The organism is Bacillus sp. SG-1 (assembly GCF_000181495.1).
GTDB lineage: Bacteria > Bacillota > Bacilli > Bacillales > Bacillaceae_B > Rossellomorea.
On record NZ_ABCF01000009.1, the window covers coordinates 24,008 to 49,318 of the forward strand.

Genomic DNA, 25,311 nt, shown 5'->3' on the forward strand with positions numbered 1-25,311 from the left:
AATATTTTCACATAAAAAAATACCAGCCTGAAAATCCAGGCTGGTTTAGATTGGTCATATATTTAAAATGGAAAACGATTAAGCCATTGGCCTCCATCCATCGTGACACATTCACCATTAATATATGAGGCACTGTCAGATGCTAAAAAGTACGCCAGTCCCGCGATTTCCTCTGGGGTGCCCAATCGTTTTAATGGCACGCTGTCAATTGTTCGTTTGGCAGCTTCCTCTGATTCCCACAGCTTCTCGGCACCCCCGGTCCTTTCGATTGGACCTGGGGCAATTGCATTTGTCCTGATACCGTATTTATGGCCCCACTCTACGGCAAGCGTTCTTGTAAGGGAAAGCACTCCCGCTTTCGCTGCAGCCGAATGAGCCACCCCTGCACCGGCATTCCATGCATATGTAGCAACCATGTTGATGATATTGCCTTTCGTTCCGCTCTTTATCCAATAATCTGCCGCCGCATGGGAACAAAAGAAAGTACCGTTTAACACTATATCAATCACAGACTTCCAGCCATTAGGCGAAAGTTTTTCAGCAGGTACAATGAAGTTCCCTGCAGCGTTGTTGATCAACGTATCTACACTTCCAAATTGTTCTGCTGTGAATTCAATCATCTTTGCTGCATGTTCAGGCTCTCTTACATCCATTTGAAAGATTTCCAGAGTCCCTTCCAGTGACGAAAATTCTTGTTGCACCTCTTGAAGCCGTTCCTGATTTCTTCCTGTAATGACCACATTACAACCTTTTTCAAGAAAGTGTTTGGCCATATACTTCCCCATACCATTTGACCCGCCGGTGATAATAATTGTTTTCATTTCTTTCCCTCCTTTATGAATGAATCCTCACTCATTATATCTATGTCAGAATTATATAACAATTTACTCCAAATGAAAACACTTACGAATAAATTATTTAATTTACTTGGGGTTCGATAAAAAAAACCGACGTGAACTCTCTCACGATCGGTTTCTCTGTCTATATAAAAAGATTGTTTCGACTACTCCTGATTATTGACGAGCATCTGATGAAGCTGTGTCAACGTTCGGATAATCGTCTTTTTGCGGTTGTATCCTTTAGAATTCACGGTCAAATCATTTAACTGTACAACTACTTGTCCCCAAGATCCAAATGGTTTAAACCCGTAAACGAAAACCTTGACTTCACCCTGGTCTGTAGGCAGGATGATCATTTCCATATGTTCTTGTTTCGTCATAATACATACTCCTTTGCTGTTGGCTCTGTTTTATCTAAGTTGATTTCCATTCCAGTGACCCTGAAAAACAATAATAAGCTTTTTAACAGAACCTTGCTGTTAAACTATGGGCAAGCAACGCTATGTACCATTACAATAAAAGTAAATTATTTCGTAGCCTTTTGTCAACTTATAGATTTCTATATAAACAGTATAGGAGAGTATATGATATGAAATCTCTCAGCATTCTGAACCCTTGAGATTAGTGTCTAGATGCTTATTCTTACCAAGAGTTGCTCGAATTAGATTTTTTCCGCCGTCTGGGCTCTTCAGGGCTGGCGCACAATTCCGTTCAATCTCAACTAAATATTTAAATGTTGAATAGTATCGATGCAACAATCTTTCAGAAAAGCTCTTTTTCGTAGACATTGTTGCTAATGAAATTTAAAGATGATTTCCGCACCAGGTGCGTGACTCCACGGGGCGGGCGGTGAGTCTTCTCGGCTTTGCCTGTATAAAATGTGAAAGCGCCCTGTTCAGGCCCTCGGGGTCACGTTCCAGTGGGTACCGTAACCTCGGGCGCTGGAACTAGACGTCCCGCTAATCCCTCAGGAGATCACACACCTTCCGCTTCACTCAACATATGTGCAAAAAAGCACTCTAAAATAAAAAAGCCACAAACTTTGCGAAAACAGCCAAATTATAGGCTGCCCTGTGATAACAGAGCAGCCTTATTTTTTCAGTTCTCAAGATATAAATGCTGATAAGCTTCCCTCTTAAGTTCCTGCTGGCTATTGATCGAGGGTTCTCCTTCCTTGCGCTGAACATAATGATACTTACCCTCGGAATCCTGTTTTCTTGCTTTCATATTATCCCTTAATGTCAGGTCAAGAATTTCAAGAAGCCTGCGTTTAATACCGTCCTCAAAAATGGGAAACAGGATCTCCACTCGTTTAACCATGTTTCTTGTCATCATATCCGCTGAAGATAAATACATTTTCCCTTCGCCGTTATGGTGAAAATAATAAATTCTGCTATGCTCAAGAAACCTTCCTACAATACTGGTGACTTGAATGTTTTCGCTGACACCTTTGATCCCTGGCCGCAAACAGCAAATACCTCTGACAATTAAATCGATCTTCACTCCGGCAGAGGATGCCTGGTACAACTTCATGATAAGTTCTTTATCTGTTAATGAATTCATTTTTGCCATGATTCTTCCATTTCCATTAGCTTTATGGGAAACAATTTCTTGATCGATCAGGTGGATGAATTCATCCCTTATGTCAAAAGGGGCTACCACCAAGTGGTAAAACTCAGGCTTCTCGGTATACCCGCTTAAATAATTAAAGAAATTGGTTGCATCGATACCAAATTTCCTCTTAGATGTGATGATCCCCATATCCGTATACAGCTTGGCCGTCTGATCATTATAGTTACCAGTTCCCAAATGGACGAAACGGTCTATCCTTCCAAGGGTCTTTCTGACAACAAGTGTAATTTTGCTGTGTGTTTTCAGGTTGTTCATTCCATAGATTACATGGCATCCTGATTTTTCAAGTTCTTTTGCCCATTGAACATTGTTTTCTTCATCAAATCGTGCTTTGAGCTCTACCAAAACTGTTACCTGCTTACCATTTTCCGCTGCTCTCTTTAATGCGTTTATGACAGGAGAATCCCCGCTTACCCTGTATAATGTCTGCTTGATCGCCAGGACATTGGGATCGTCTGCAGCAACTGAAACAAAATCGACAATGGGCTCGAAGGACTCATATGGATGATGGAAAAACAGATCTTCTTGGAAAGCCTTTTCATAAAGATCTTCATGAGAAAGTAAATCACGGGGCGGCTGGGGGATGAATACCTCAAAAGATAGATTCTCCCTCTTCATCTTTATTCGGCTGATGAAACCGAATAAGAAGGTAAGGTCAAGTGGACCTTTGACTTTGTATACATCTTTACTGTGGATTTCTAGTTCATCAAGCAGGTAATCAAGGACTTTTTCGTTCATTGACCCCTTTTGGACTTCAAGGCGGACAGCCGCCCCCCATTTCCGTTTTTTCAGTTCTTTTTCAATTTCCAGCAGTAGGTCCCTCGCTCCCTCTTCATGAATCGTCATATCCGCATTCCTCGTAATTCTGAATGCACTTGTAGAGCTGACATTATATCCTTTGAATACCTTCTCAATAAAATGAATGATGACACTTTCCAATAGGATATACATTTCCTGTCCCTCTTTGGACGGCAAAGAGATAACTCTGTCCAGTACAGAGGGCACCTGCACTAATGCAACCTTCTCCCGCTCCTCCTCTTCTTCAGCATCGGGCTGTTCCAGGATGACGACTAAGTTCAGGCTCTTATTCAACAACATAGGAAACGGCCGGTAGGCATCCACTGCCAAAGGAGTCAATACCGGAAAGATTTGCTCCTCAAAATAGATTTCCAGAAAAGTGAGTTGTTCCTCGCTCAACTCATTCACATCAAGCAAAAAAATATTCTCTTCATTCAGTTGAGGAATCACCAAATTGGTGAACGTTTCATCTTGAAGGTCCACAAGCTCATGATTCTTCGCTGAAATAGCGTCCAGCTGCTGCTTGGGAGTCAAGCCAGCTTTATTTTCAGGCTTGTTGTAATTAGCCTTAACCTGATCTTTGAGCCCGGCTACCCTGACCATAAAAAATTCATCGAGATTCGAACTGAAGATGGCAAGAAATTTCATTCGCTCCAACAGCGGATTCTGAAAGTCCAACGCCTCTTCCAAAACCCGCTCATTAAAAGCAAGCCAACTCAGTTCCCGATTATTATAATATTGAGGCGAGTCGTACTGTTCAGCCCTCATCGCATTTACTCCTCCTTTGTTAAGACGTATATTCCGGCTTCCTCATCCTATCTTATGAATGTGTAAGCTTTGTAAGGACAATGTAATATTTTATGATTAATCGATGTATCTAAAATGAATATCCAACTCCGTTTTAAGGGCTTTTTCCAGGTGGCGCTTTTGTTTTTCAGTTTGATACTGTTCGGCAAGATAATCCCCCTTGCATGAAATAATCAAGCTTAGTGAATCATTTTCCTTTTTAACCTCCACCTTTTTCACGATGTTTCTTTTTGTAGCGTTCAAACTATAAACAAGTTTTAGCAAAGCACCCATATCCCTTATTTTTTTCATTTCCTCTTTAGTGAACCATTCAAAGAATGGCTCTAGATATTGTTTTAGAGAAGTTTTGCTTTTAAATGAGGAAATCCCCGCTACTTTTACTCTTTCTTTATGAAAGAAACCATTGATCGAACGATTAGCCAATAAATAAAACGTATGCTGGCTGCTTGATTCTGAATCTATATATTCACCGAGATAGTATAATCCTGCACTGTATTGAAGGATGCTCAAGTCATCGGAAGAAAGATTCCAGTATCCTAAATCAGAAAGTCTTCTCCATATTTCTGATGACAGGAGCACCATTTGTCTTGAATGAGATTCATTGATACCAAATTCATGGCATAATTCCTTCAGACTCAAGCTGATCACCGAAACCCTATTCAATTCGGGGACACTCTTGTTGTTCGCCTCTTCTATGATGAGCCCCTCTCTTAAACCTTTCCGGCTGATCATAAAGTAAGAGGCATCTATATATCGGAAAAGCTGATGAAAGACTTCAACAGCCGGAAGGATGATATCAGCCCTGTCTTTTGATAATCCTTCAACTTTTTCTATTTCTCTATAAGTAAGAGGAAAAAGCTGATCGCGTATTGATTCAATTGTACTTCCCGAAAGAACATACTGGTGGACTCCGGCAATTTGATAATTTCTTTGCTGTTGGTCAACCTGAGCGAGGTTCCTTGCACTGCCGCCCACACCAATGAGAGGAACCTGTTTGCCTTTCAGCCATGGAAGTTTTGAAAATTCATTAAGCAGAAACTGAATAAGGCTGTTTCTTTCTTCTTCTGTGATCGAGTTTCCCTTTACGAATTGTGTTTTTAATGAAACTACACCGAATGGGTAGCTGTAAGACTCCTTCAGCTTTCTATCTTCAAAATAAGTGATTTCCGTACTTCCGCCTCCTATGTCGATAGTCAAAGCATTATCTGCAGGTGTGGTGGAGGTAACTGCGAGATATCCATAGAAAGCTTCCTGTTCTTCAGATAATATTTCGATATGCATACCCGTATCCCTCTTGACGTCAGAAAGTATTTCCTCTCTATTTACTGCTTGCCTGATGGTAGCTGTCGCAACACATCTATAAGAATTGATTTCATGGAACTGCAGAATTTCCTTAAGACTTTTTAATATCGCAAGAAGTTTACCCTGGCCTTCATCGGACAGTCTCATGTCCTCTTTTAAATATTTCCTGAGCCTGGCAACGGTTTTAACATTTTCAATCTCTTTATATCGGCCGTCGTTAAAATGCTCGTAGATAACCAGCCTGATTGTATTTGAACCTATATCAATGATTGCACTTTTATTTATCACGATCATCATCCTAATTGTTATAATTGTATGTCTTGTCATTACCTGCCTAATCAGTAACATCCCCTCACAGGGATTTTGGAATTCAGAAAGGGAGCCCTCCAAATTATTTACCTGATTTTTGGATAGTTTAACCTTAAAGTTTATCCCATCTTATGATAAAGTTATATAAATGATTGTTTAGGAAATATGTCATTTTTAGAAAATGTTTATCATTTCGAAACTTTTCAATCTTAGTAAAAAAAGGTATAATAGAATAAAATATCCTATCTAAAGGAAGGAGTCAAAAATTTGAGGAATTCTCAAGATTCATCCCCTCATATCGCTACAATTAAAAACCTCTCACAAGCTGTTTTCACGGTGAACCGCCACGCTAAAACTGCTATCAACCCAAAATATTTATATTCTTTGAAAAAACAGGCACTGCAAAAGATGATCAAAGAAGGAAAAGCAACGAAAGTGGGTTTGCATTTTTCCAACAATCCGCGTTTCAGCCAACAGCAATCTGATGTATTGGTTGACTGCGGCATGTATACTTTTCATATTCCACCCGCAAAATCTGATTTCGACAATCTTCCCCACCTTGGTTCACTCGATAAGTCGATCAGAAATCCAAAATGCCGAATGAGCCTGAATGAAGCGAAATTGATTTTGGAAAAATATACGGGGATGAAAGAAAGTAAGGACGCTTCTCACAAACCTTACGGACGCCAGTACCAAAAGCCTGTATTTAAAAAACTCGGCGACAGTTTTTAATATAAAAAAGAAGCAAAGCTCAGAAATTATTTTCAGCTTTGCTTCTTTTTATTTGGCGTTTTTTTAAAGATCAGGGCTTTCCACACTGTCTATTCCGGATTTGTTTATAAGTGGTTGATTGTAGGGTAGGGTGTGCAACCTCCTGCCCGGTCATGTGTGCAGACAGGCCCATCGTCTGCCTCTTGAGCGAAAATCAACTGCTTCGTAAATGGAAACATTATATGCGAAAGAAGCCTTTTATTTTCAGGTACCTGAATTTGAATTATCCTTATAAAATATGTTTGTCTATTTTCAGGACCAGTTCATTGATTTGTGGTTTGCTCACCTGGTCTTGGGCACCCACTCTTTCACCCTTATGCTTCAGGTCATCTGTAATCAGAGAGGAAAAAATGATAACAGGAATGTGTTTTAATTTTGCATCCTCTTTGATTCGTTTCGTTAAGTGGTGACCATCCATTTGGGGCATTTCGATATCTGTGATGACAAGATTAACTTCATCTTCTATTCTTCCCTCAGATGCAAGAGAAATTAGGTAATGATAAGCATCTTTACCGTTTTCAAAAAACTCTACGTTTTCATATCCAGCTTCTGCAAGAGTATCATTCAGGAGCTTCCTAAGGAGCGGTGAATCTTCAGCCGCTACAATTTTTTTGGCCGACCTTGTCCTCTTGCCTAGCTTCTTTACTTCTGACACCCTGATTCCAGAATCCGGATTCACTTCGGCCATAATACTTTCGAAGTCAAGCAGGAGAAGCATGTCCTCACCTTTTTTGATGACTCCGATGACTTTGGAACTCGACCCTTGATACATATTGGAAGGTTTCTCGATCTGGTCCCAGGAAATACGGTGTATCTGTGTGACATTTTCCACGTGAAAAACGACTCTGAGCTGATTGAATTCAGCGACTATGTACTTGTCCTGCTTGTTCTCATTCCGGCCTTGTACCCCTAGCACTTTCATCATATCAATAACAGGCAGAACTTCACCTCTTAGTTGGATGATTCCTTCCATAAAGGGATGGGCGTGAGGAATCACCGTTACAGGAAGCGGCTGTATAATTTCCTTTACTTTGATCACGTTTATTCCATATTTATTATTTCCTACCTCAAATTCGACGATTTCCAATTCATTGGTCCCTGATTCTAATAGGATCCCTTTATCTTCTATCATTTTTCAGCATCCTTCCTCTTTGCGTTTATTCAAGAGAATGCCCTCGACTTCCTGGACGGCTTTTATCTCATGATGGCTGGCTGTTTTTTAGTAAATTGCTGCTAGAATAACTCTGTAGCTTTTAATAATTGGCTATGATAAAGAGTGAGGTTATTAATAATGAATGGTTTTGTATGATTTCCGCTCCAGGTGCGCGACTCCGCGGGGCGGGCGGTGAGCCTCCTCGGCTTCGCCTGCGGGGTCTCACCTGTCCCGCTTATCCCGCAGGAGGTCGCACACCTTCCGCTCCAATTAAACTAGTTTCTATATCTGAAACTTTAATTTTTATAAGAAACATGATGACTTAATTGGATTCCAGAGTACCTACTAAAACCAATGCTAACTGTGAATGAATCAAACATATCGCATTTACACCTGAAAAATAACAACTTCATTATCTAAAAAAGCCTAATAATTAGTAAGCCATTTCCGCTTTAGGTGCGTGACGCCGCGGGACTGGCACCTTACGCTTTACACGCCCCTGCTTATGCAAAGATAGGAATTAATATATGTAAGCCCCAACTTTGCGAAAAAAGCCTTAAGTTAAAAACTACACTCATTTTCTATATCGGCAACTATCCACACATTGTGAAGGCTTCATCAATTATTACTGTTTTGGCAAGAAGACTGAGATGGGATCCAACTATTAAACCGTTCAGCCAAACTAAAAAGCTCCCTCTATCAGGGAGCTCTCAGGACTTACCTCAACCTTATTTTACGGCGCTTCTTCTTTCTTCTCATACCAAAATTGAGCCAGCCAATTTTCACAAAAAACGCAAACATCCCAAGCGCAATGACTCCCATGATGCTCAGGACAATGAAATAAGCATTTCTCTCATCCAGTTCCGGCATATAGGCAAAGTTCATGCCATATAAGCCGGCAATGAATGTCAGCGGCATAAATATCGTTGTAATGACAGTCAATGTCATCATAATGTTGTTCATCTTATCGGAATTGATGGATAGATAATTATCCCTGATATCCGAGGAAAACTCTCTGTATGATTCGAGCATTTCCACCAGTTTTAATAAATGGTCATATACATCATTATAGTAGAGTTGATGCTCCTTAAGAAAATTCATTCTGCCTGAATTCAAAATCCTGTACATTAAATCCCTCATTGGGATCAGTGACCTGCGCAGCTTTGACATATCATGCCTGATATCAAACAGCTTCTCCATCATCTCAGACGTGTTGGAGTTTTCCAGGACATCCTCCACTTGATTCAAACTATCTTCAATTTTATACACTATAGGGAAAAAGTCATCAACTAGTCCGTCGATGATTTCATGCATGATATTATATGTAGTATAATTCCCGCTTTTCATTTCCGAAGCTCTCTTCCAGACGCCCTCCACGACTTTTACAGGACGCTTATGAAAGGTGACGATAAAATGATCGCTGACAAACATATTGACTTCATGAAAATCCAGCGACTTATGATCCATCGTGTGCAGCAGAAGAAAAAAATAGTTATCATAAAAATCAAGCTTGGGTCTCTCTGTAAAATCTTCTATACAATCTTCTACAGCGAGCGGATGGAAATGGAAGAACTCATGGAGCAGCTTTACCTCCTCTTTATCAGGCTGGGCAAAATCTACCCAGTACCACTTAATATCGTCTTTGTATACCTCTTCAACGGGAACATTATGAAGGACATCCCCATTCATGTTTACAACTGTTGTTCTTATCATGTTATACTCCCTGACTTCATTTATTGATATTTAGACAATCTTTATTGGTAATCTTTTTTATGTACTATTATCATTACCCCCTTACCACACGAACTAATCTTTAATATCGTTTTAAAGACCTAAACATGGTAAAATATGAAGCAAGTTTGAAAGAGAAGGTGTTAATCATGGAACATTTACTTAATAAACAAGTTCAAGAAATCGAGATCTCCGGTATCCGCAAGTTCTTTAACATGGTCGCAGATATCGATGACATGGTATCCCTTACACTAGGGCAACCCGATTTCCCAACTCCCCTTCACGTAAAAGAAGCGGCCAAAGCAGCGATTGATGAGGGCTTCACTTCTTATACCCATAATGCAGGATTCCTGGAGTTGAGGGAAGCGGCTTCTGAATTCTATAAGAAAAAATACAACGTTTCCTTTGACCCGTCCTCAGAAGTCATCATTACCAATGGGGCTTCTCAAGGTATTGACTCGACTTTAAGGACCATATTGAATGCAGGAGATGAAGTCATTTTACCGGGACCTGTATATCCTGGCTATGAACCCATCGTCAGATTGTGCGGAGCTTCTCCTATCATTGCAGACACAGTCCCAAACGGATTTAAACTAGATGCCGGTGTGTTAAAAAAATACATAACAACCAGAACTAAATGCATCATCCTTCCGTACCCATCGAACCCAACAGGCGTCAGTCTTACAGCAGATGAGTTAAAAGAAATCGCTGATCTAGTACGAGGTAAAGATATATTCATTCTTGCAGATGAAATCTATAGTGAATTGACCTATGACCGGAAACATACTTCTATGGCCTCCTTCTTGAAGGAACAAACGATCGTGATTAACGGTTTATCAAAATCACATTCGATGACAGGTTGGAGAATCGGGATGGTTTTCGCTCCTGAAAACCTTGCCAAACACATACTGAAAGTCCATCAGTACAACGTCTCCTGTGCATCGTCCATTTCACAAAAGGCTGCTTTTGAAGCATTGACTGAGGGCATAAATGATTCAGATGGAATGAAAGCTGAATATAAGATCAGAAGAGATTATGTATCGAAGAGGCTAACAGAAATGGGCTTTCAAGTAATCTTACCTGATGGAGCTTTTTACTTCTTTTTAAAAATCCCTGATTACTTCAAGGCGGATTCATTCACCTTTGCCCTTACACTGGCTAAGCAATATAAGGTAGGGGTCGTCCCAGGCAACAGCTTTTCATCAGCAGGAGAAGGCTTCTTCCGGCTCTCTTACGCCTGTTCGATGGAAGAACTGTATAAAGGAATGGAAAGGCTTCAGGCGTTCGTCGAGGACACCAAACCGACTAGTGAAGGAAGCCGTTAATAAAAACTAACAAAAAAGGACCACTCACGGTCCTTTTTTGTTGAGTTCAATTCCGTTATTGCCCCTTATATTTACCGTTGTTTTTAGAGGCCTTCTCTTTTTTTGCTTTTTCTTTGTGGGCTTTGTTTGCTGCGGCACTTCCAAATTCATGTGCGAATTCCTGATTTATAACGGCTGAATCAAAGCCTTTTTTATTTTTCTGGTCAGCATCATTCTTTTTCGTACGCTTTGCCAAATTCATCACCCTCCAAGGATTACATTCGTTCGGCTTTAAATTGAAATAACTCACCACCGACATGTTTATTTTTTGAAGGGGCGATCTGGTTTATTCTTTCCATAATTTTATTAAGGCCTGTGTTCCGTCGTTCCCTGCTCCTTGTGACTGCAGTTCTTCATATAAATCTTTGGCTAATGACAAGCCAGGCAGGGACAATTCCATCCTTTCAGCTTCTTCCATTGCAATAGCCATATCTTTAATAAAGTGCTTTACAAAGAAGCCCGGCTCAAAATTGCCGGCAATCATCCTTGGAGCAAGATTAGACAGGGACCAGCTTCCTGCAGCTCCACCGGAGATTGTCTTCAGTACTTCCTCCATGTCCAGGCCCGCACTTCTGGCATAAACCAGAGCTTCACAGACACCGATCATATTGGAAGCAATGGCAATTTGATTGGCCATTTTCGTATGCTGTCCAGATCCTGCTTGGCCATGATAGCGGATGTTTTCTCCAAAAGAATCCATGAAAGGTTTGGCTTTCTCGAAAACATCCTGGTCTCCGCCCACCATAACAGAGAGCGTTCCATTCCTTGCACCGGTGTCCCCACCTGAAACAGGTGCATCGAGTGTATGTATTCGCCTTGATTTTGCTTTTTTGTAAATTTCCTGAGCCAGACTCGGCTTGGATGTAGTCATATCAACGGCAATTAAGTCCATTTTTCCATTTTCCAATATACCTTTTTCTCCAAAGTAAATTTCCTTTACATCCTGAGGATACCCCACTATTGTAAACAAAATATCGACGGAGGAAGCAAGTTCTCCTGGTGAAGAGCTCCAAAGTGCTCCCAGATCAAGCAGTTCTTGAGCTTTTTCTTTCGTTCTTGTGTAGACATGAAGATTATTGTATTTTTTCATGAGATGGAGTGCCATGCTTTTCCCCATTACTCCTGTCCCTATAAAGCCGACTTTTACTGTTTCTATACTCATTGTTTTCCTCCCCCTAGTTTTTCATTTAATTATACTAAATTTTCCATCGAACTAAAATTAAAACACCCGCTGCTTGTAAGAGCGATGAAAATGAGAGTGGTTGGTTTCCAGTTGAGTGAGGAAGAAACTTCAACACTGTATACTAGCGTGGGACTTCATTTGTGGATTCAGGTGCTTATGACACACCGCGCGAGGGTTGCCCGGGGCTTCATTTGCGGATTCAGGTGCTTATGACACACCGCGCGAGGGTTGCCCGGGGCTTCATTTGCGGATTCAGGTGCTTATGACTACACGCGCTCGTGCCCGGGGTATCATTTGTGGAGTCAGATGCTTATGACAACACGCGCTCTAGGTGCGCGGGGCTTCATTTGTGGATTCAGGTGCTTATATCAACACGCGCTCAAGGTGTGCGGGGCTTTATTTGTGGATTCAGGTGCTAATGACACACCGCGCGAGGGTTGCCCGGGGCTTCATTTGCGGAGTCAGGATCTTATGACAACACGCGCTCAAGGTGCGCGGGGCTTCATTTGTGGAGTCAGATGCTTATGACAACACGCGCTCAAGGTGCGCGTGGCTTCATTTGTGGATTCAGGTGCTTATGACAACACGCGCTCGAGGTGCGCGGGGCTTCATTTGTGGATTCAGGATCTTATGACAACACGCGCTCTAGGTGCGCGGGGTATCATTTGTGGAGTCAGATGCTTATGACAACACGCGCTCAAGGTGCGCGGGGCTTCATTTGCGGATTCAGATGCTTATGACAACACGCGCGAGGGTTGCCCGGGGCTTCATTTGCGGATTCAGGATCTTATGACACACCGCGCGAGGGCTGCGCGGGGTTTCATTTGTGGATTCAGGTGCTTATGACAACACGCGCTCGAGGTGCGCGGGGCTTCATTTGTGGATTCAGGTGCTTATGACACACCGCGCGAGGGTTGCGCGGGGCTTCATTTGCGGATTCAGATGCTTATATCAACACGCGCTCAAGGTGCGCGGGGCTTCATTTGTGGACTCAGATGCTAATGACACACCGCACGAGGGTTGCGCGAAGTATCATTTGCGGATTCAGGTACTAATGACATACTGCGCTCCGATTGCACGGCGGGGGATATTTTCTTTTTCTCAATCCTTCTCTAAAGGAATTACTTATAGTAAAATTGCACATAAAAAAAGGACCTGCAAACGCAGGCCCAAAGGAAAAGGGGGTTGTAAAAAGAGAATCTCCAACTTTATGCTTACTAATAGAATACCCTGAATTCAAAAGGCTAAACCTTCTATTTAAAAAATTTTTGATATTTTTACCCTTTAAAAAAGCGCTTACATCAATTATAATGATTAATGTCGGTCAAAAAGAAAACCAGGTGCGTGAACACCTGGAAAAGTAGGGGGAAATGAGAATGAAAAGGCTGAATAAGTCTACCGCTGATGTAGTACTTGTTTACCCTCATTTCACCTTTTGAATCATTTTTTTATAGATTAATCGCTTTTTTAACAGCTTCAATCACACTGTCGTTAGTATCAAGTTCTAATACTTCATTTGCAAGAGTTGCCATGTCTGATTTGCTCAGATTCCGGATTTGAGAACGCGCCTTCAGGATTGAAGTGGCACTCATGGAGAATTCATCAAGGCCCAGTCCAAGGAGGATAGGGATTGCAATTTCATCTCCGGCCATCTCACCGCACATACCGGCCCATTTGCCTTCTTTATGAGCTGCGTCGATAACCATTTTGACCAAACGCAGAATCGCCGGATTATATGGCTGATACAAGTAAGAAACTTGCTCGTTCATACGGTCTGCAGCCATTGTGTATTGAATGAGGTCATTTGTTCCGATTGAGAAGAAATCAACCTCTTTGGCAAACACATCTGCCATGACAGCCGTCGATGGAATTTCCACCATGATACCGATTTCGATTTTATCAGCGACTTTTTCGCCTGCTTCAACCAATTTAGATTTTTCTTCCTCCAAAATGGATTTAGCTTCTCTAAATTCATTCAGGTTGGAGATCATCGGGAACATGATTTTTAAGTTTCCATAACTGCTTGCTCTTAACAATGCTCTTAATTGAGTGCGGAAGATGCTCTGCTCATCCAGGCAAAGTCGAATCGCACGATATCCCAGGAAAGGGTTCATCTCTTTAGGAAGATCAAGATATGGAAGTTCCTTGTCTCCTCCGATATCCAGAGTCCTTACCACTACAGGCTTGTCTCCCATTCCTTCAAGAACAGCCTTATATGCCTCATATTGTTCCTCTTCACTAGGAAGTTCGTTTCTTCCCATGTATAGAAACTCTGTACGATATAGACCGACAGCTTCTCCGCCATTATTGATGACACCTTCTAAGTCTTTTGGTGTACCGATATTAGCAGCAAGCTCTACATGAGTACCGTCAGCAGATACTGTCTTTTCATTGACAAGTTTCGCCCACTCGGCTTTTTGCTTCTCATATTGCTCATGTTCCTTTTTATACTGCTCAACCACTTCTTGTGTAGGATTGATATGTACTTCCCCATTCAACCCATCAACAATAACAAGATCACCGTTTTTAATTTCGGATGTTACTTCTTTGGTACCGACAACAGCAGGAATCTCCATTGAACGCGCCATGATGGCTGAGTGAGATGTTCTTCCGCCGATATCTGTAGTAAATCCTTTTACGAATTCCCTGTTAAGTTGGGCAGTATCTGATGGAGTCAAATCTTCTGCAATAATAATGACTTCTTCTGTAATCATGCTAGGATTCGAAACCTGAACACCAAGCAGATGTGAAAGAACCCGTTTCGTAACGTCACGGATGTCTGCCGCACGCTCTCTCATGTATTCATTGTCCATGCTCTCAAACATTGAAACGAACATGTCCGCAGTCTCCTTAAGAGCCGCTTCGGCATTGACTTTTTCATTACTGATCTTATCTTCGATAGGTGCAATCAACTCGGGATCACTTAGAACAAGTAAATGGGCATCAAAAATTGCCGCTTTATCCGCACCAAGATCTTCATTTGCTTTCTCTCTGATTGTTTCCAGTTCAGATTTAGAAGTCGCAAGTGCTTCTCTAAAACGGTTTACTTCTTCTTCTGTGTTTCCTACTTCCTTTTTTTCAACAGAAAGGTCAGGTTCCACAAGAAGGTAGGCTTTAGCAATGGCAATGCCATTTGATGCTGCAATTCCATTGAGCATACTTGACATTACTCTGCCAGTCCTTCTTTTTTCAATGTTTCTTCAAGGCTGTTTAATGCTTCTTCTTCATCGCTTCCCTCAGTGATGATTGTGATATCTGCACCTTTACCTACACCTAAAGACATAACACCCATGATTGATTTTAAGTTTACTTTCTTCTCTTTATATTGCAAGTGAACTTCAGAATCAAATTTGCTTGCTGTTTGAACAAGAAGTGTTGCAGGACGTGCGTGGATTCCTGTATCAGCTGTTACTGTGAATTGTTTTTGTGCCATAATAAATCTTCTCCTTAACTATTGTTTATTTTCAGCTTTAAAATTTAAATGAAGAAAAAACAGAAAATTCCCTCAACATCCAAATTATATACCGTAGATACGGGTTGAATATAAGCCTTTTCAATTTAAAAGAATAGCATGCAAATTGAAGTTTAACAATTGTAAAGCATGATATTTTTATTATTTTCATAAATTAGACATCTTATGACCAAAATCAGGCATTTTCTTTACCATTATTTTCTCACTACTCAAGGATGCTTTCCATTAGATTTCCCTCGTCAGCCTGAATTAAACGTCCATGACTGTTGAAGATAAAAAAACTGCCTGAAAAACAGGCAGCCAAACTATCGCTGAATAGTCCTCTATTTAATCCAGTCTACTCTTTGACTGGTTCTTGCAACTTTTGCTTATTGTTTACAATTGCATTGTAGCTGATTTTGGCTTTTGCAATTGTCCCTTGCAAGGCAGTTTCGTGAACTTCGGTAATGCCCGCATAAATATTGACCAGATCACACACACACCTCGATAGTAATTCTGCTGCATTTTTCAAGTCTTTTTCCCTGTAATGAGCTTCGTCCCTCAGGAGTTCTTCAATGATATCCAAAGCAATACTTTTCACCTTCAGCGCTTGCTCCACTTCGATATTCACATTACCTGCTCCTCTCTATCGATCTATTCTACTAAATCTTATGAGGGAGAATAAAAGAATAGAACTGATAGGAATAGAGATTAATCTTGAAGCCTGCTGTCCTTTGTAAAAAAAGTCCTGTACCCTAAAAGGATGAACAGAATGACTGTCAGGGAAACACTTCCCAAAATACCGAGCAGAATGGCTATTTGATACTCTATAGCCAGAAGAGGACTGACTCCGGAAAGAATTTGTCCTGTCATCATACCTGGTAAAAATACAATGCCCATACCGAGCATGTTATTAATGGTCGGCAAAACGGCTGAGTCGAATGCGTGATCTACATACGGCTTGGCAGCTGTTTGCGGATCTGCACCCAGCATCAATGCTCCCTCGATTTTCGCCTTTTCAGAAGAGAACCCTTGGAGGAGTGTTTTGACACCAAGAGTAATTCCCGTCATGGAGTTCCCGATAATCATTCCGGCAATGGGGATGAAGTATCTTGGTTCATACCATGGCGAAAAATTGATAACGACTAAATTAAAATAAAGCAGACTCGCTAAACTGCCTGAAAGCATGGAGATGGTAATGATTCTCTTCATCTGATCGGAAAGCGCGGCCTTCACCTGTTTAAACACATTCCGTATCGCAAAAACCTCCATAAAGAGAATGATCAAAACGGTCAGCAGCGGATGTGGGTTTTCGAATATATAAGTAAGGATGTACCCGGCCACAATCAATTGAATGGTCATTCTAAGAGTGGCTATGGCGATTTGCTTTTCTCTTGAAATTTTTCTTGTTTTTACAATGAAGAGAAGGACGAGAACAAATATATAAGCAGCAATCAGCCTTGTCAGTTCAATATTGATTATTCCCTCATTCATTACATTCACCTGTTTTGCCCTTCAGGGGTATATGTATATTCTCATCACCAAAACGTTCAGCAACTGTCGGGGAATGGGTTATCATAATGACTGTGCCTTCCCTACCTTTTACTGCATCCAGAAATCTCCCCATAACTTTCATCTCGGTCTCTGAATCCAAGGCCGAAGTTGGTTCATCTAGAAGAAATACTTTTGGTTTCATGATGAATATTCTCGCAAGTGCCAATCGCTGCTTTTCGCCGCCGGATAGTTTATTTGCATCTTCATTTAACTGCTTTTCAAGCATGACCATCTTTAATGCTTCTTCCAGCTCAGCTCTTGAAGCAGGATTTCCACAGGAAAACTTCAGGCCGATTTGCAAATTATCTTCAATGCTTCCGTCAAATATAACCGGTTCCTGCTGAAGCATAACCGCCTGTCTTCTGAGCTCTATGGAATCGATGGCTTTCAAAGGCTTATTTTGAAATAAAATTTCACCACCAGTGGGAATGATCATTTTGTTAAGGAATTTGAGTATTGTTGATTTTCCTGCACCGCTGGGACCTGTCATGCAGGAGACTGCTCCTTCCTTAAATTCCAAGTACAAGGAACCAATAATATCATGGTAGGAGACATTTTCTAATCTGTACATTGAATCACCTCTTTAAATTGAAACTCTAAGGTACAGTTATAGTTGGAAATTTACCCAAAATTAAGTGTACTTATGCTGACTTGTTTTGTTTTCGAGTAAATTTATCAGGGGAAATATTGTTGCTTGTTTAAAGGGGGATGTGAAGTACGGATTGAAGATCTACTGCACGAGATAAAGGAATCACACCAAACGAAGGAAGTTGTGATGATTTGACGTAAGGTAGTTGGGGGAAATCTGCTAGTCGCTGGCCAGTATAGCCTCTTTTGAATTTCAAAGCTTCGAATCACCTCTTTTTACCGGGCCGATTTTCTCTTGTTCTGATTCCGCCATGTCGAAGCTCTACTTTGACCTGGTTGATTTTCTCTTTTTCTGATTCAACCAAGGCGAAGGACTACTTTAACCTGGTTGATTCCCTTCTTTTTGAATTCCACCATGTCGAACCTCTACTTTGACCTGGTTGATTCTCTTCTTTTTGAATTCCACCAGGTCGAAGGACCACTTTGACCTGGTTGATTCTCTTCTTTTTCTGATTCAACCATAGGGAAGGACTACTTTGATCCAGCAGATTCTCTCAACCATTAATTAACCCTTGTGTTATTGTAAAGGTCTGCAAAGTCCTTTAGTCTTATATCTCTTGAAGGAACATCGCTGTATAACAAACTCAGCTCCCATAGGATGTTAAGGTGATCTTACAACTCTACTGCAGCTTATTATCAAGTCAAATTAAAAAGCAATGGATAAAACATCCACTGCTTTTCTTATTGTCCAAGTAGTCCTTTTTCCATTGCGGTTTGATTGACGAATTAACTATTTTCACTGGAAAACCGAATTTGAAAATCTCTCTTATGCTCTGTTTTCACCTTCTGCTTGATTTATCTTGACGGTCACTCTCACTACACACTGTTTAAACCAAGCCACTTTGTCAGCATGAACCTCTTTATTTCCATATCTGACTTCTTCATAAAGACGATAAAATTCCGGCTCCTCTTGAAACCCCAATCTGGAGAACCATTCTTGAAGGGTTTCACCATTTAACCGGAACATCCCTTTCTCTTCCGCCAGTTTCTCCAAAGAAAAGATGCTTCTCCTGATTTCACTGTTGGCGCTGGAATACCCTACATTTAATGTACGGCTTTCACGGTTGGCCGGTTCAGCTTCCTTGTATGAAGAATAGCCCGCATGTGTTGTGGAATCTTCAGTCTCAGTCCAGCCCTTATTCTTGTAACGTCTCCAAATATACAGCAGGATGATACTAATCAGAACTCCTATCAATGCCTCATCCCACCATGCGAATGAGAGCTCCCCACCTTTTTCTGCTTGTTCCTGAGTAACTTCGTAAGGCATTTTTTCAAGAGAATTTTTCATTGATTCCAGTTCCTCTGCACCTTTTGGGGATATAAATCCTAACAACCAGTTTATCAAATTCCAAATGGGGTCTATTAAAAAGGAAATGACCCAGAAAAATCCCTGGAAGGCACTGTTCAATAGATTACTGACTGCTTCATTCAAAAATACAAGAACGGCAGAGAAACCTGCCAGTACCGCTAAAAAAATCAAAGGCAGCTTGGCTGAAGTTGCTCTTGTTGATCTCTTGGAGTGCTCTGCACTTTCAGCGTACCTGACGATGTAAGTCCCCCCGCTGTAAACAAGCATTCCGGTGACAAATAGGATCAAGATGATCTCGGCTGGCTGTTTATGGTAAATGTTTTGGTATGCATAGGATAAGAGGGACACAGTCATAAGCCCCAGCATAAAACCTACGCTTATTTCAAACCGTGAATTTCTTTCCTCTTCTAAGTGAGTTGATACCCTCCAATGCAGCAAGAACAAAAGTAAAACCGATAACCACCATGGAAGACCCAGAAAGAACTGACCTATCAGAAAGAGAGTCCCCCCTGCTCCTGCAAAGAAAATATTGAATTTTTTGCTGGACTCCATTCCACCCCATAATAAGGGTATAGTGATGAGAATGGATAATAATATGAAAGGGACACACTCTGACAAAAAAGCATACTCATCGGTGAAGAAAGTGAGAATCGCCAATAGGATTACAGCATCTGCAACTAACTTAACAGATACTCTGGCAATGTACGCACTCCTTGTCTTTAAGCGAATTTCCTGAATTGCTGTTTCCATGCTTGCAAAACTCCTTGTCCATTAAGATTTTCCAACTGGAAAACAGACACATCCCTTTGATTCATTACCGATAAAAGCTTTTCACTTTCTTTATCCTGTTTTCCTATAGAAATCAGTACCGGTGGAACCTGATGATGCATAATCAGATATTGGTACATCAGGCTGAAAGGAAAGGTGACGTCATCCACTGAAAGGACGGAAAGCATTTCAAGGGCTCTTTGTCTCTGCTTCTTCCCTTCTCCGATCGGCAGGTAGTAAAAAGGTGTCCTATTTAATGACCGGACATTAACAGCAAGTCCAAATGGAATGTCGTTCTTTGCAGCCATTTCTAAAATATAAGCTGTTTTTTCAATTAAATCTTCCAGGTCGCTGGTGATTGAATAATCGGCAGAAATGTTCAAAGTAATCATCCAGTTTCTGCTTGTTGCCGGAGAATTCACCTTCGTCTGCAGTGACTGCATTCTGGCAGTTGCCTTCCAATTAATATTGGCAAAACTGTCACCTGGCGCGTAATCCCTTGTCCCTACTGGATGGAAAGGATCATGGAATAAAGAATTATGAACAGTAAATGTTCCCTGCGTCTTTGTATGGGCAGAAGTAAAACCATCCACAGGCTTACTTCTCGGAAAAACCAGTATTTCTGATTTGACAGGCTTCTTATATTGCATATAAACTCCGCCGCTGCCAAACAGATTGGGAATATCCACAATCAGTCTCTCTATTTTTGCCAAGCCTCTTCTTTGTGCTTCAACCGGAAACTTTACTTCAATCGTCTCATTTTTGCTTATGGAAACAGGAATCTTCATTTCGATGATCCCACCAGGGAATTCGTCAAAATCCACTCCCATAGGAAGGACCACACTATCGAAACGGAGAATGAGTGACCCATTTAAAATCGGCACCCCTTTATTCTCAAATTTAAAGGACCACTCGCCTTGGTCTCCTTTGTTAAATTTCTCCCTGTTTCTCACGTTTTTGAAAGTAAGATTGACTCCTGCTCTGTTAAGGTAAATTTGTGAGCCATAAAAAAGAGCAAACGAAATTAGGAAAACAAACAGCATCAGCAGATTTTGAACAATCAATCCGATCAGGGCAAGGAACAAACTCAAAAATATACATGCTGGAAGCAAATAAGAATCGGTTGTCTCTCTATTCCATTCCACTGTCAAACCCTCGATTCGACCGGGACCACAATTTCGTCAATCAGCTCTTCCATGACACGTTCGTTCGATTTGGTCAGTGAAGCTTCGGGAGTCAATGAGATTCTATGACTGAGTACATATGAAGCTACTTTCTTAATGTCTTCAGGAGTTACATAATCTCTTTCGTTTACATACGCCATTCCTTGCGAAGCACGCAACAAAGCAAGGCTTGCCCGGGGACTAACTCCTAACTCGATCAATTCATGCTCCCTTGTTTTTCGTGAAATTTGCAGTATGTATGATTCTATGTCTTCTGAAACATGAATTCCTTTTACTTCTTTGGAGCACTCCTTAAGCTCTTCTGGAGTAATAACCGGTTGAGTATGATCAAGCGGCTGTTGATCCTTGAATCGCCTTAACATCTCTCTCTCACTCTCAAACTCAGGATATGAAATAGGGACTTTCATTAAGAACCTGTCCAACTGTGCTGCAGGCAGCGGAAAAGTACCTTGCTGTGATTCAACAGGATTCTGGGTAGCAAGGACAATGAAAGGCTCCTCCAGCTTTAACGTTTTTCCTTCAATGGTTACCTGCTTTTCCTCCATGACTTCCAAAAGGCTGGACTGAGTCCTTGGGGTCGCTCTGTTGATTTCATCAGCAAGAAGTACATTTGTGACGACTGGACCAGGACGTAACTCAAATTCTTTTTCCTTAGGGTTAAAATATTGGATTCCTGTCACATCACTTGGAAGGACATCCGGAGTGAACTGTATCCTGCAGAAGCTTGATTGAATGCAGCCGGCAAAGGTCTTGGCAAGCATCGTCTTACCGGTTCCGGGAACACTTTCAAACAGTATATGCCCTCCCTGCAGTAGTGCGATGCTTAACAACTCAACTTCTTTATCCATACCTATCATGACTTTACCGATTTCTTTTTTTAGCTCATGAACAAACATTTTAACTCCCCCATTCTAATTATCTTTAAATTATACCAAAAAAACATTTACGATTTTATAATTTTCCAAATATTTTCCACACTTTCTATCTTACTATTATTAATCCCTACTGAAAATCCCCTGCTTAAAAATATGAGTTGCGGGACAGTTTCAGTTTCTACTCGGCTAGCCAGTATCGCCACTTTTCTTGAAGTAAATTCCAGCTGCTTTAATTATACATGTGATAGACGTTCAGCGCTGGAGTTGATCTATTGAACGTAATGGTCGTTTAGCGGCATATGGATTAGCTTGCAGACGCAAAAAAGAAGCAGTAACTGGAACTGCTTCTTAGTTTAGCTTATCAATATTTACAAAAAATTTCACACTAGTTCAAAACGTTACACATAAATGTCTCATATGATGGAATAAAACATCATCGGAGGGTTCTGTTATGTTCTGGAATATTAGTTTCTGTATTATGTTTGTTTGGTTTATAGGTATTTTCAGTATCATTCTTTTAAGGAGTAAATATGACCATTAGTGTTCATAGATCATTTTTCTGGTCATTCCGCCATCAATCACAAGGTTCTCCCCATTTATGAAGTTATTTTCTCCATGGCATAAGAAATGACATGCCCTGGCCACGTCTTCCGGCTTGCCGACGCGATTTGAGGGGTGCTGAAAATGATCGACTTCCCTCAGGTCATCATAGTCTTCGGTTTCAATCCAACCAGGACTGATGCTATTAACCCGGATATTATACTCACTCAGCGTCATGGCCAACGCATGGGTCAGTGAAAAGATTCCGCCTTTACTAGCTGAGTAAGCCTCGGTATTTGCTTCTGACATGGTTGCCCTTGTAGAGGCCATATTGATAATGCAGCCTCCCATATCTTTCATGAGCAATGCTGCTTCTTTTGAAAAGTAAAATACACTGCTAAGGTTCGTAGATATTACTTCGTTCCAGTCTTTCTCCTCCATATCCCAGAAATTTTTAAATTTGGATATGCCAGCATTGTTAATCAAGATATCGACTTTCTGAAAGGTTTCTTTTATTTCATTGAATAAGTGTTTGACTTCAGCGTAATTTCCTACATCACATTTTTTAAAAATAACCGTATTTCCGGATTCATTTAATTCACGGGTTAATTCAAGGCCTTCTTCTTCTTTTTTGTCAACGAGGATCACAGTATAATTTTCCTTACAAAACTCTTTTACTATCGCTTTGCCAATCCCGTTGGCACCACCCGTTACGATTGCTACTTTGCTTTCCATCTTGAAGCCCTCCTTTTTCTTTCATTTTTCCAATATTGCTTTTTCATAAACGTTTTAGGCCCCAGTACGCTCTACACAAGTGATTTCACTGAATAAGAATACATGGACCACTGTATACCTCTACAAGCACATGATCCGAGGAGACGGTTACTTTCCGGTGGATAAATTGTCTGGTACTGTGGCCAGACGCTTGTTTTAAAGAGGTGAATTTACTAAATAAAAAAAGTCCGCTCCTTAGAGTAGACTTTAACTTCTCGGCAAATCCGTATACGTATAAATGACATCTCCGCCTTGCTGGGCAATGCCCCGAAAATGTTTGAAGTCCTCCTGGATGATCAAATGCTTCCTGAATTCCAAAAAATCCGCTTTTTGAACTCTGAATTCTTCTATACCTTTATTTCTTAATTCGTCGAGAATGGCTGTAACTTCTTTTTCGTCCATGCTGTTAACTCCTTTTCATTGTTGTGTTGAAAAAAACACTAGCCTGCAATAATTTTTATCTATCCTTAATTTTAACACCAGTACTCTATTTGTGGGAATATATTAGAGTTTTCTCTACATAGAAACGGCATAAATATAAATTTTGGACTTATTTTTAATAATTTACAGATTATTAGAATAATATTATGATAAAGTTCTTTACCTTTTTGCAATTTTAAGGCAAACTGTAATTAATTGTTTCTGAAACTTTTGACAAAGGAGAGATACTTGTGAAAAAAGCAGAAGTGGGTAACCTCATTGAGTTTAAAGATGGCTTAAAAGGCATCGTTGAAAAAGTAAATGAAAACTCAGTCATTGTCGATCTGACTTTCATGGAAAATTACCGCGACCTTGAGCTTGAAGAGAAAACAGTTGTCAATCATAAAAATTATAAAATCATTGAAGCATAACAAAATAACAGCCTGGTATTCCCAAAATGGAATGCCAGGCTTTTGTCACTCACTTACTTCCGAGTAATCATGCAACTTTTGCCCAATTGATTCGGCAACGTGTATCTACTCAGCATTGCGATGACCAGTTATCTTCATGTTTATTCATTTAGTCACTGTTTGCCTTTTGTGAGATTTTCTCCTTCTAACTCTTTAAAAGACTCAACCTTTCCATGAGGATGCTGATCCTGCTTTCTGACATTCCATTGTCTTTCCTTTTCATGTTTTGATTTTGTCATGTACATTCCCTCCTCCTTTTCAGTCTTTTTTATAATGGCTGTTTCCGAATGGTTTCATGCAACATCAGTTACCGAGTTGAATCCCATGGCTTCATCCATAATAGAATGATGAACAATAGGCTTAAGTAGCCGAAGAGCGGATATAAATAAGAAAGAAGCTGACTGTATTCAAAAAAACTGAGAAGATAGATCACAATGAAAATACCGGCCGTGATAAATATTTTTTTACCATTCCAATAATTGCCCATTTGCTTTTCCAGCCCGAAAACGCCGCCAATAATGGAAGTGAATATTTCTCCGAAAATAATGAAGATATAAATTCCATACAAACTTCCTGCCATACTTTTCATCACAATGGCCATTGGGATTTCATACAGAGTCACATTAGGTATCATAACAAGGGTAAAATGGCTGGAGATCAGGATGATCGTCAACAGGATCCCGCCAAGAATGCCGCCATACTTTACCGTTTTGATATCTTTTATCTCTGCCGCCACTGGTACGAGAACCGCTTGGGCCATCGCAAGGTTAAATGCTGCATATGAAAACGGGCTTACGACCGCTTTCCAACCATCGTCTGCATGAGGGATCTTCATTAGAGCCTCAAGAAAGTCCGGTTCAAAGATAGTGGCAAACATGATGGAAATATTAAAAATAATCATGATCGGGACGACAAGAGTATTGACTGCAAACAATCCTTTCATCCCCACAATCATAACGATAAAACCAAGGAAAATGGATAACAAAACTCCTGTCTGTTTATTCATATCAAGCTGCTCTTCAAATACCGCACCTGCTCCTGATAACATGACGGCAGTTACACCAAGCAGCATCAGCATCATCAGGATGTTCATAAATTTAGAAAACCACTTGCCGAACAAATATTCATTAAACTCTTCGAAGGATTTTGCCTTGATTTCATGGGCCTTCACCATTATCTTTGCACCAAGGAATATAAACAAATACCCGCTGATCAGGATTCCTATAAAACCGATAAAGCCAAAACGGGTGAAAAACTCGACAATTTCTCTTCCGGTGGCAAATCCTGCTCCAATAATGGTTCCAACATATACTGCAGCTAATTGAAATATACCGCTCCATCTCTTCAACTATTTCACCCCACTAATCTTGCTATGCTGTCATTCAGCAATCCACAAATTATAAAAAGTCCGCTATTAAACCTTATGTAC

General features: G+C 40.7%; 23 protein-coding genes. 3 read left to right on the forward strand and 20 right to left on the reverse strand.

Annotation, left to right across the window (positions count from 1 at the left end):
- Window positions 1–62: 62 nt before the first annotated feature.
- The 4 genes from fadH to BSG1_RS07595 form a co-directional block, all read right to left on the reverse strand.
- Window positions 63–821 carry a 2,4-dienoyl-CoA reductase gene (gene fadH / locus BSG1_RS07580; protein ID WP_006836376.1) on the reverse strand — a complete coding sequence of 253 codons (759 nt, stop codon included), beginning with the start codon at window positions 819–821 and terminating at the stop codon, window positions 63–65.
- A gap of 182 nt (window positions 822–1,003) precedes the next feature.
- Window positions 1,004–1,219, reverse strand: coding sequence for a hypothetical protein (locus BSG1_RS07585; protein WP_006836377.1), 216 nt, complete (start codon window positions 1,217–1,219; stop codon window positions 1,004–1,006).
- Between the two features lie 718 nt (window positions 1,220–1,937).
- Window positions 1,938–4,037, reverse strand: a complete 2,100-nt coding sequence (locus BSG1_RS07590; protein ID WP_006836378.1) for an RNA degradosome polyphosphate kinase — start codon at window positions 4,035–4,037, stop codon at window positions 1,938–1,940.
- 96 nt (window positions 4,038–4,133) lie between these two features.
- Window positions 4,134–5,666, reverse strand: coding sequence for a Ppx/GppA family phosphatase (locus tag BSG1_RS07595; protein ID WP_052302369.1), 1,533 nt, complete (start codon window positions 5,664–5,666; stop codon window positions 4,134–4,136).
- Window positions 5,667–5,954: 288 nt separating this feature from the next.
- Here BSG1_RS07595 and BSG1_RS07600 point away from each other — a divergent pair, with 288 nt between their 5' ends.
- Window positions 5,955–6,419, forward strand: a complete 465-nt coding sequence (locus BSG1_RS07600) for a YkyB family protein (RefSeq protein WP_006836380.1) — start codon at window positions 5,955–5,957, stop codon at window positions 6,417–6,419.
- A 268-nt stretch (window positions 6,420–6,687) separates the two neighbouring features.
- Here the strand turns inward: BSG1_RS07600 and BSG1_RS07605 are convergent, their stop codons facing one another.
- Window positions 6,688–7,590, reverse strand: a complete 903-nt coding sequence (locus BSG1_RS07605; RefSeq protein ID WP_006836382.1) for a chemotaxis protein — start codon at window positions 7,588–7,590, stop codon at window positions 6,688–6,690.
- Between the two features lie 738 nt (window positions 7,591–8,328).
- The gene (gene corA, locus BSG1_RS07610; protein WP_006836383.1) at window positions 8,329–9,324 is read right to left on the reverse strand and encodes a magnesium/cobalt transporter CorA; all 996 of its coding nucleotides are present in this window, start codon (window positions 9,322–9,324) and stop codon (window positions 8,329–8,331) included.
- A 167-nt stretch (window positions 9,325–9,491) separates the two neighbouring features.
- Between corA and BSG1_RS07615 the strand changes: the two genes are divergently transcribed.
- Window positions 9,492–10,667, forward strand: a complete 1,176-nt coding sequence (locus tag BSG1_RS07615) for an aminotransferase A (RefSeq protein WP_044022570.1) — start codon at window positions 9,492–9,494, stop codon at window positions 10,665–10,667.
- Window positions 10,668–10,722: 55 nt separating this feature from the next.
- Here BSG1_RS07615 and BSG1_RS07620 read toward each other — a convergent pair whose 3' ends face one another.
- The 12 genes from BSG1_RS07620 to BSG1_RS07680 all read right to left on the reverse strand — a co-directional run bounded on the left by BSG1_RS07620 (window position 10,723) and on the right by BSG1_RS07680 (window position 23,394).
- Window positions 10,723–10,902 (reverse strand): hypothetical protein, encoded by a 180-nt coding sequence (locus BSG1_RS07620; protein ID WP_044022571.1) that lies wholly within the window; start codon window positions 10,900–10,902, stop codon window positions 10,723–10,725.
- A gap of 90 nt (window positions 10,903–10,992) precedes the next feature.
- Window positions 10,993–11,868: an NAD(P)-dependent oxidoreductase gene (locus BSG1_RS07625; RefSeq protein ID WP_006836386.1), complete on the reverse strand. Its 876-nt coding sequence runs from the start codon at window positions 11,866–11,868 to the stop codon at window positions 10,993–10,995.
- A gap of 1,469 nt (window positions 11,869–13,337) precedes the next feature.
- Window positions 13,338–15,056 (reverse strand): phosphoenolpyruvate--protein phosphotransferase, encoded by a 1,719-nt coding sequence (ptsP, locus tag BSG1_RS07635; protein WP_006836388.1) that lies wholly within the window; start codon window positions 15,054–15,056, stop codon window positions 13,338–13,340.
- A complete protein-coding gene (locus tag BSG1_RS07640; protein ID WP_006836389.1) occupies window positions 15,056–15,322 on the reverse strand; it encodes a phosphocarrier protein HPr in 267 nt (88 codons plus the stop codon). The genes ptsP and BSG1_RS07640 overlap by 1 nt, the downstream gene beginning before the upstream one ends.
- Window positions 15,323–15,698: 376 nt before the next feature.
- A complete protein-coding gene (locus BSG1_RS07645; RefSeq protein ID WP_006836390.1) occupies window positions 15,699–15,971 on the reverse strand; it encodes a hypothetical protein in 273 nt (90 codons plus the stop codon).
- Window positions 15,972–16,051: 80 nt separating this feature from the next.
- The gene (locus BSG1_RS07650) at window positions 16,052–16,834 is read right to left on the reverse strand and encodes an ABC transporter permease (protein WP_006836391.1); all 783 of its coding nucleotides are present in this window, start codon (window positions 16,832–16,834) and stop codon (window positions 16,052–16,054) included.
- Window positions 16,827–17,465: an ABC transporter ATP-binding protein gene (locus tag BSG1_RS07655; RefSeq protein ID WP_006836392.1), complete on the reverse strand. Its 639-nt coding sequence runs from the start codon at window positions 17,463–17,465 to the stop codon at window positions 16,827–16,829. The genes BSG1_RS07650 and BSG1_RS07655 overlap by 8 nt, the downstream gene beginning before the upstream one ends.
- Window positions 17,466–18,308: 843 nt before the next feature.
- On the reverse strand, window positions 18,309–19,601 hold the full coding sequence (locus BSG1_RS07660) for a hypothetical protein (RefSeq protein WP_006836393.1): 1,293 nt from the start codon (window positions 19,599–19,601) through the stop codon (window positions 18,309–18,311).
- Entirely contained in the window at window positions 19,571–20,764 is a 1,194-nt protein-coding gene (locus BSG1_RS07665) for a DUF58 domain-containing protein (protein ID WP_052302370.1), read from the reverse strand. The genes BSG1_RS07660 and BSG1_RS07665 overlap by 31 nt, the downstream gene beginning before the upstream one ends.
- Before the next feature lie 2 nt (window positions 20,765–20,766).
- Window positions 20,767–21,699 carry an AAA family ATPase gene (locus tag BSG1_RS07670; protein ID WP_006836395.1) on the reverse strand — a complete coding sequence of 311 codons (933 nt, stop codon included), beginning with the start codon at window positions 21,697–21,699 and terminating at the stop codon, window positions 20,767–20,769.
- Between the two features lie 516 nt (window positions 21,700–22,215).
- On the reverse strand, window positions 22,216–22,953 hold the full coding sequence (locus BSG1_RS07675; protein WP_006836396.1) for an SDR family NAD(P)-dependent oxidoreductase: 738 nt from the start codon (window positions 22,951–22,953) through the stop codon (window positions 22,216–22,218).
- Between the two features lie 246 nt (window positions 22,954–23,199).
- Window positions 23,200–23,394 (reverse strand): hypothetical protein, encoded by a 195-nt coding sequence (locus tag BSG1_RS07680; RefSeq protein WP_006836397.1) that lies wholly within the window; start codon window positions 23,392–23,394, stop codon window positions 23,200–23,202.
- Between the two features lie 269 nt (window positions 23,395–23,663).
- On the opposite strand from BSG1_RS07680, the gene BSG1_RS07685 reads away from it, so the two are divergent.
- On the forward strand, window positions 23,664–23,843 hold the full coding sequence (locus tag BSG1_RS07685; RefSeq protein ID WP_006836398.1) for a YkvS family protein: 180 nt from the start codon (window positions 23,664–23,666) through the stop codon (window positions 23,841–23,843).
- 152 nt (window positions 23,844–23,995) lie between these two features.
- Here the strand turns inward: BSG1_RS07685 and BSG1_RS21325 are convergent, their stop codons facing one another.
- Entirely contained in the window at window positions 23,996–24,121 is a 126-nt protein-coding gene (locus tag BSG1_RS21325) for a DUF6254 family protein (protein ID WP_232214214.1), read from the reverse strand.
- Window positions 24,122–24,189: 68 nt separating this feature from the next.
- Complete coding sequence (locus tag BSG1_RS07690) at window positions 24,190–25,230, reverse strand: YkvI family membrane protein (RefSeq protein WP_006836400.1); 1,041 nt, start codon at window positions 25,228–25,230, stop codon at window positions 24,190–24,192.
- Window positions 25,231–25,311: the final 81 nt, after the last annotated feature.

Bases quoted from the DNA above. Each gene is read 5' to 3' on its own strand.
- fadH (WP_006836376.1), bottom strand. From the start codon at position 821: ATGAAAACAATTATTATCACCGGCGGGTCAAATGGTATGGGGAAGTAT.
- BSG1_RS07585 (WP_006836377.1), bottom strand. From the start codon at position 1,219: ATGACGAAACAAGAACATATGGAAATGATCATCCTGCCTACAGACCAG.
- BSG1_RS07590 (WP_006836378.1), bottom strand. From the start codon at position 4,037: ATGAGGGCTGAACAGTACGACTCGCCTCAATATTATAATAATCGGGAA.
- BSG1_RS07605 (WP_006836382.1), bottom strand. From the start codon at position 7,590: ATGATAGAAGATAAAGGGATCCTATTAGAATCAGGGACCAATGAATTG.
- corA (WP_006836383.1), bottom strand. From the start codon at position 9,324: ATGATAAGAACAACAGTTGTAAACATGAATGGGGATGTCCTTCATAAT.
- BSG1_RS07615 (WP_044022570.1), top strand. From the start codon at position 9,492: ATGGAACATTTACTTAATAAACAAGTTCAAGAAATCGAGATCTCCGGT.
- BSG1_RS07625 (WP_006836386.1), bottom strand. From the start codon at position 11,868: ATGAGTATAGAAACAGTAAAAGTCGGCTTTATAGGGACAGGAGTAATG.
- ptsP (WP_006836388.1), bottom strand. From the start codon at position 15,056: ATGTCAAGTATGCTCAATGGAATTGCAGCATCAAATGGCATTGCCATT.
- BSG1_RS07640 (WP_006836389.1), bottom strand. From the start codon at position 15,322: ATGGCACAAAAACAATTCACAGTAACAGCTGATACAGGAATCCACGCA.
- BSG1_RS07650 (WP_006836391.1), bottom strand. From the start codon at position 16,834: ATGAATGAGGGAATAATCAATATTGAACTGACAAGGCTGATTGCTGCT.
- BSG1_RS07655 (WP_006836392.1), bottom strand. From the start codon at position 17,465: ATGTACAGATTAGAAAATGTCTCCTACCATGATATTATTGGTTCCTTG.
- BSG1_RS07660 (WP_006836393.1), bottom strand. From the start codon at position 19,601: ATGGAAACAGCAATTCAGGAAATTCGCTTAAAGACAAGGAGTGCGTAC.
- BSG1_RS07670 (WP_006836395.1), bottom strand. From the start codon at position 21,699: ATGTTTGTTCATGAGCTAAAAAAAGAAATCGGTAAAGTCATGATAGGT.
- BSG1_RS07675 (WP_006836396.1), bottom strand. From the start codon at position 22,953: ATGGAAAGCAAAGTAGCAATCGTAACGGGTGGTGCCAACGGGATTGGC.
- BSG1_RS07680 (WP_006836397.1), bottom strand. From the start codon at position 23,394: ATGGACGAAAAAGAAGTTACAGCCATTCTCGACGAATTAAGAAATAAA.
- BSG1_RS21325 (WP_232214214.1), bottom strand. From the start codon at position 24,121: ATGACAAAATCAAAACATGAAAAGGAAAGACAATGGAATGTCAGAAAG.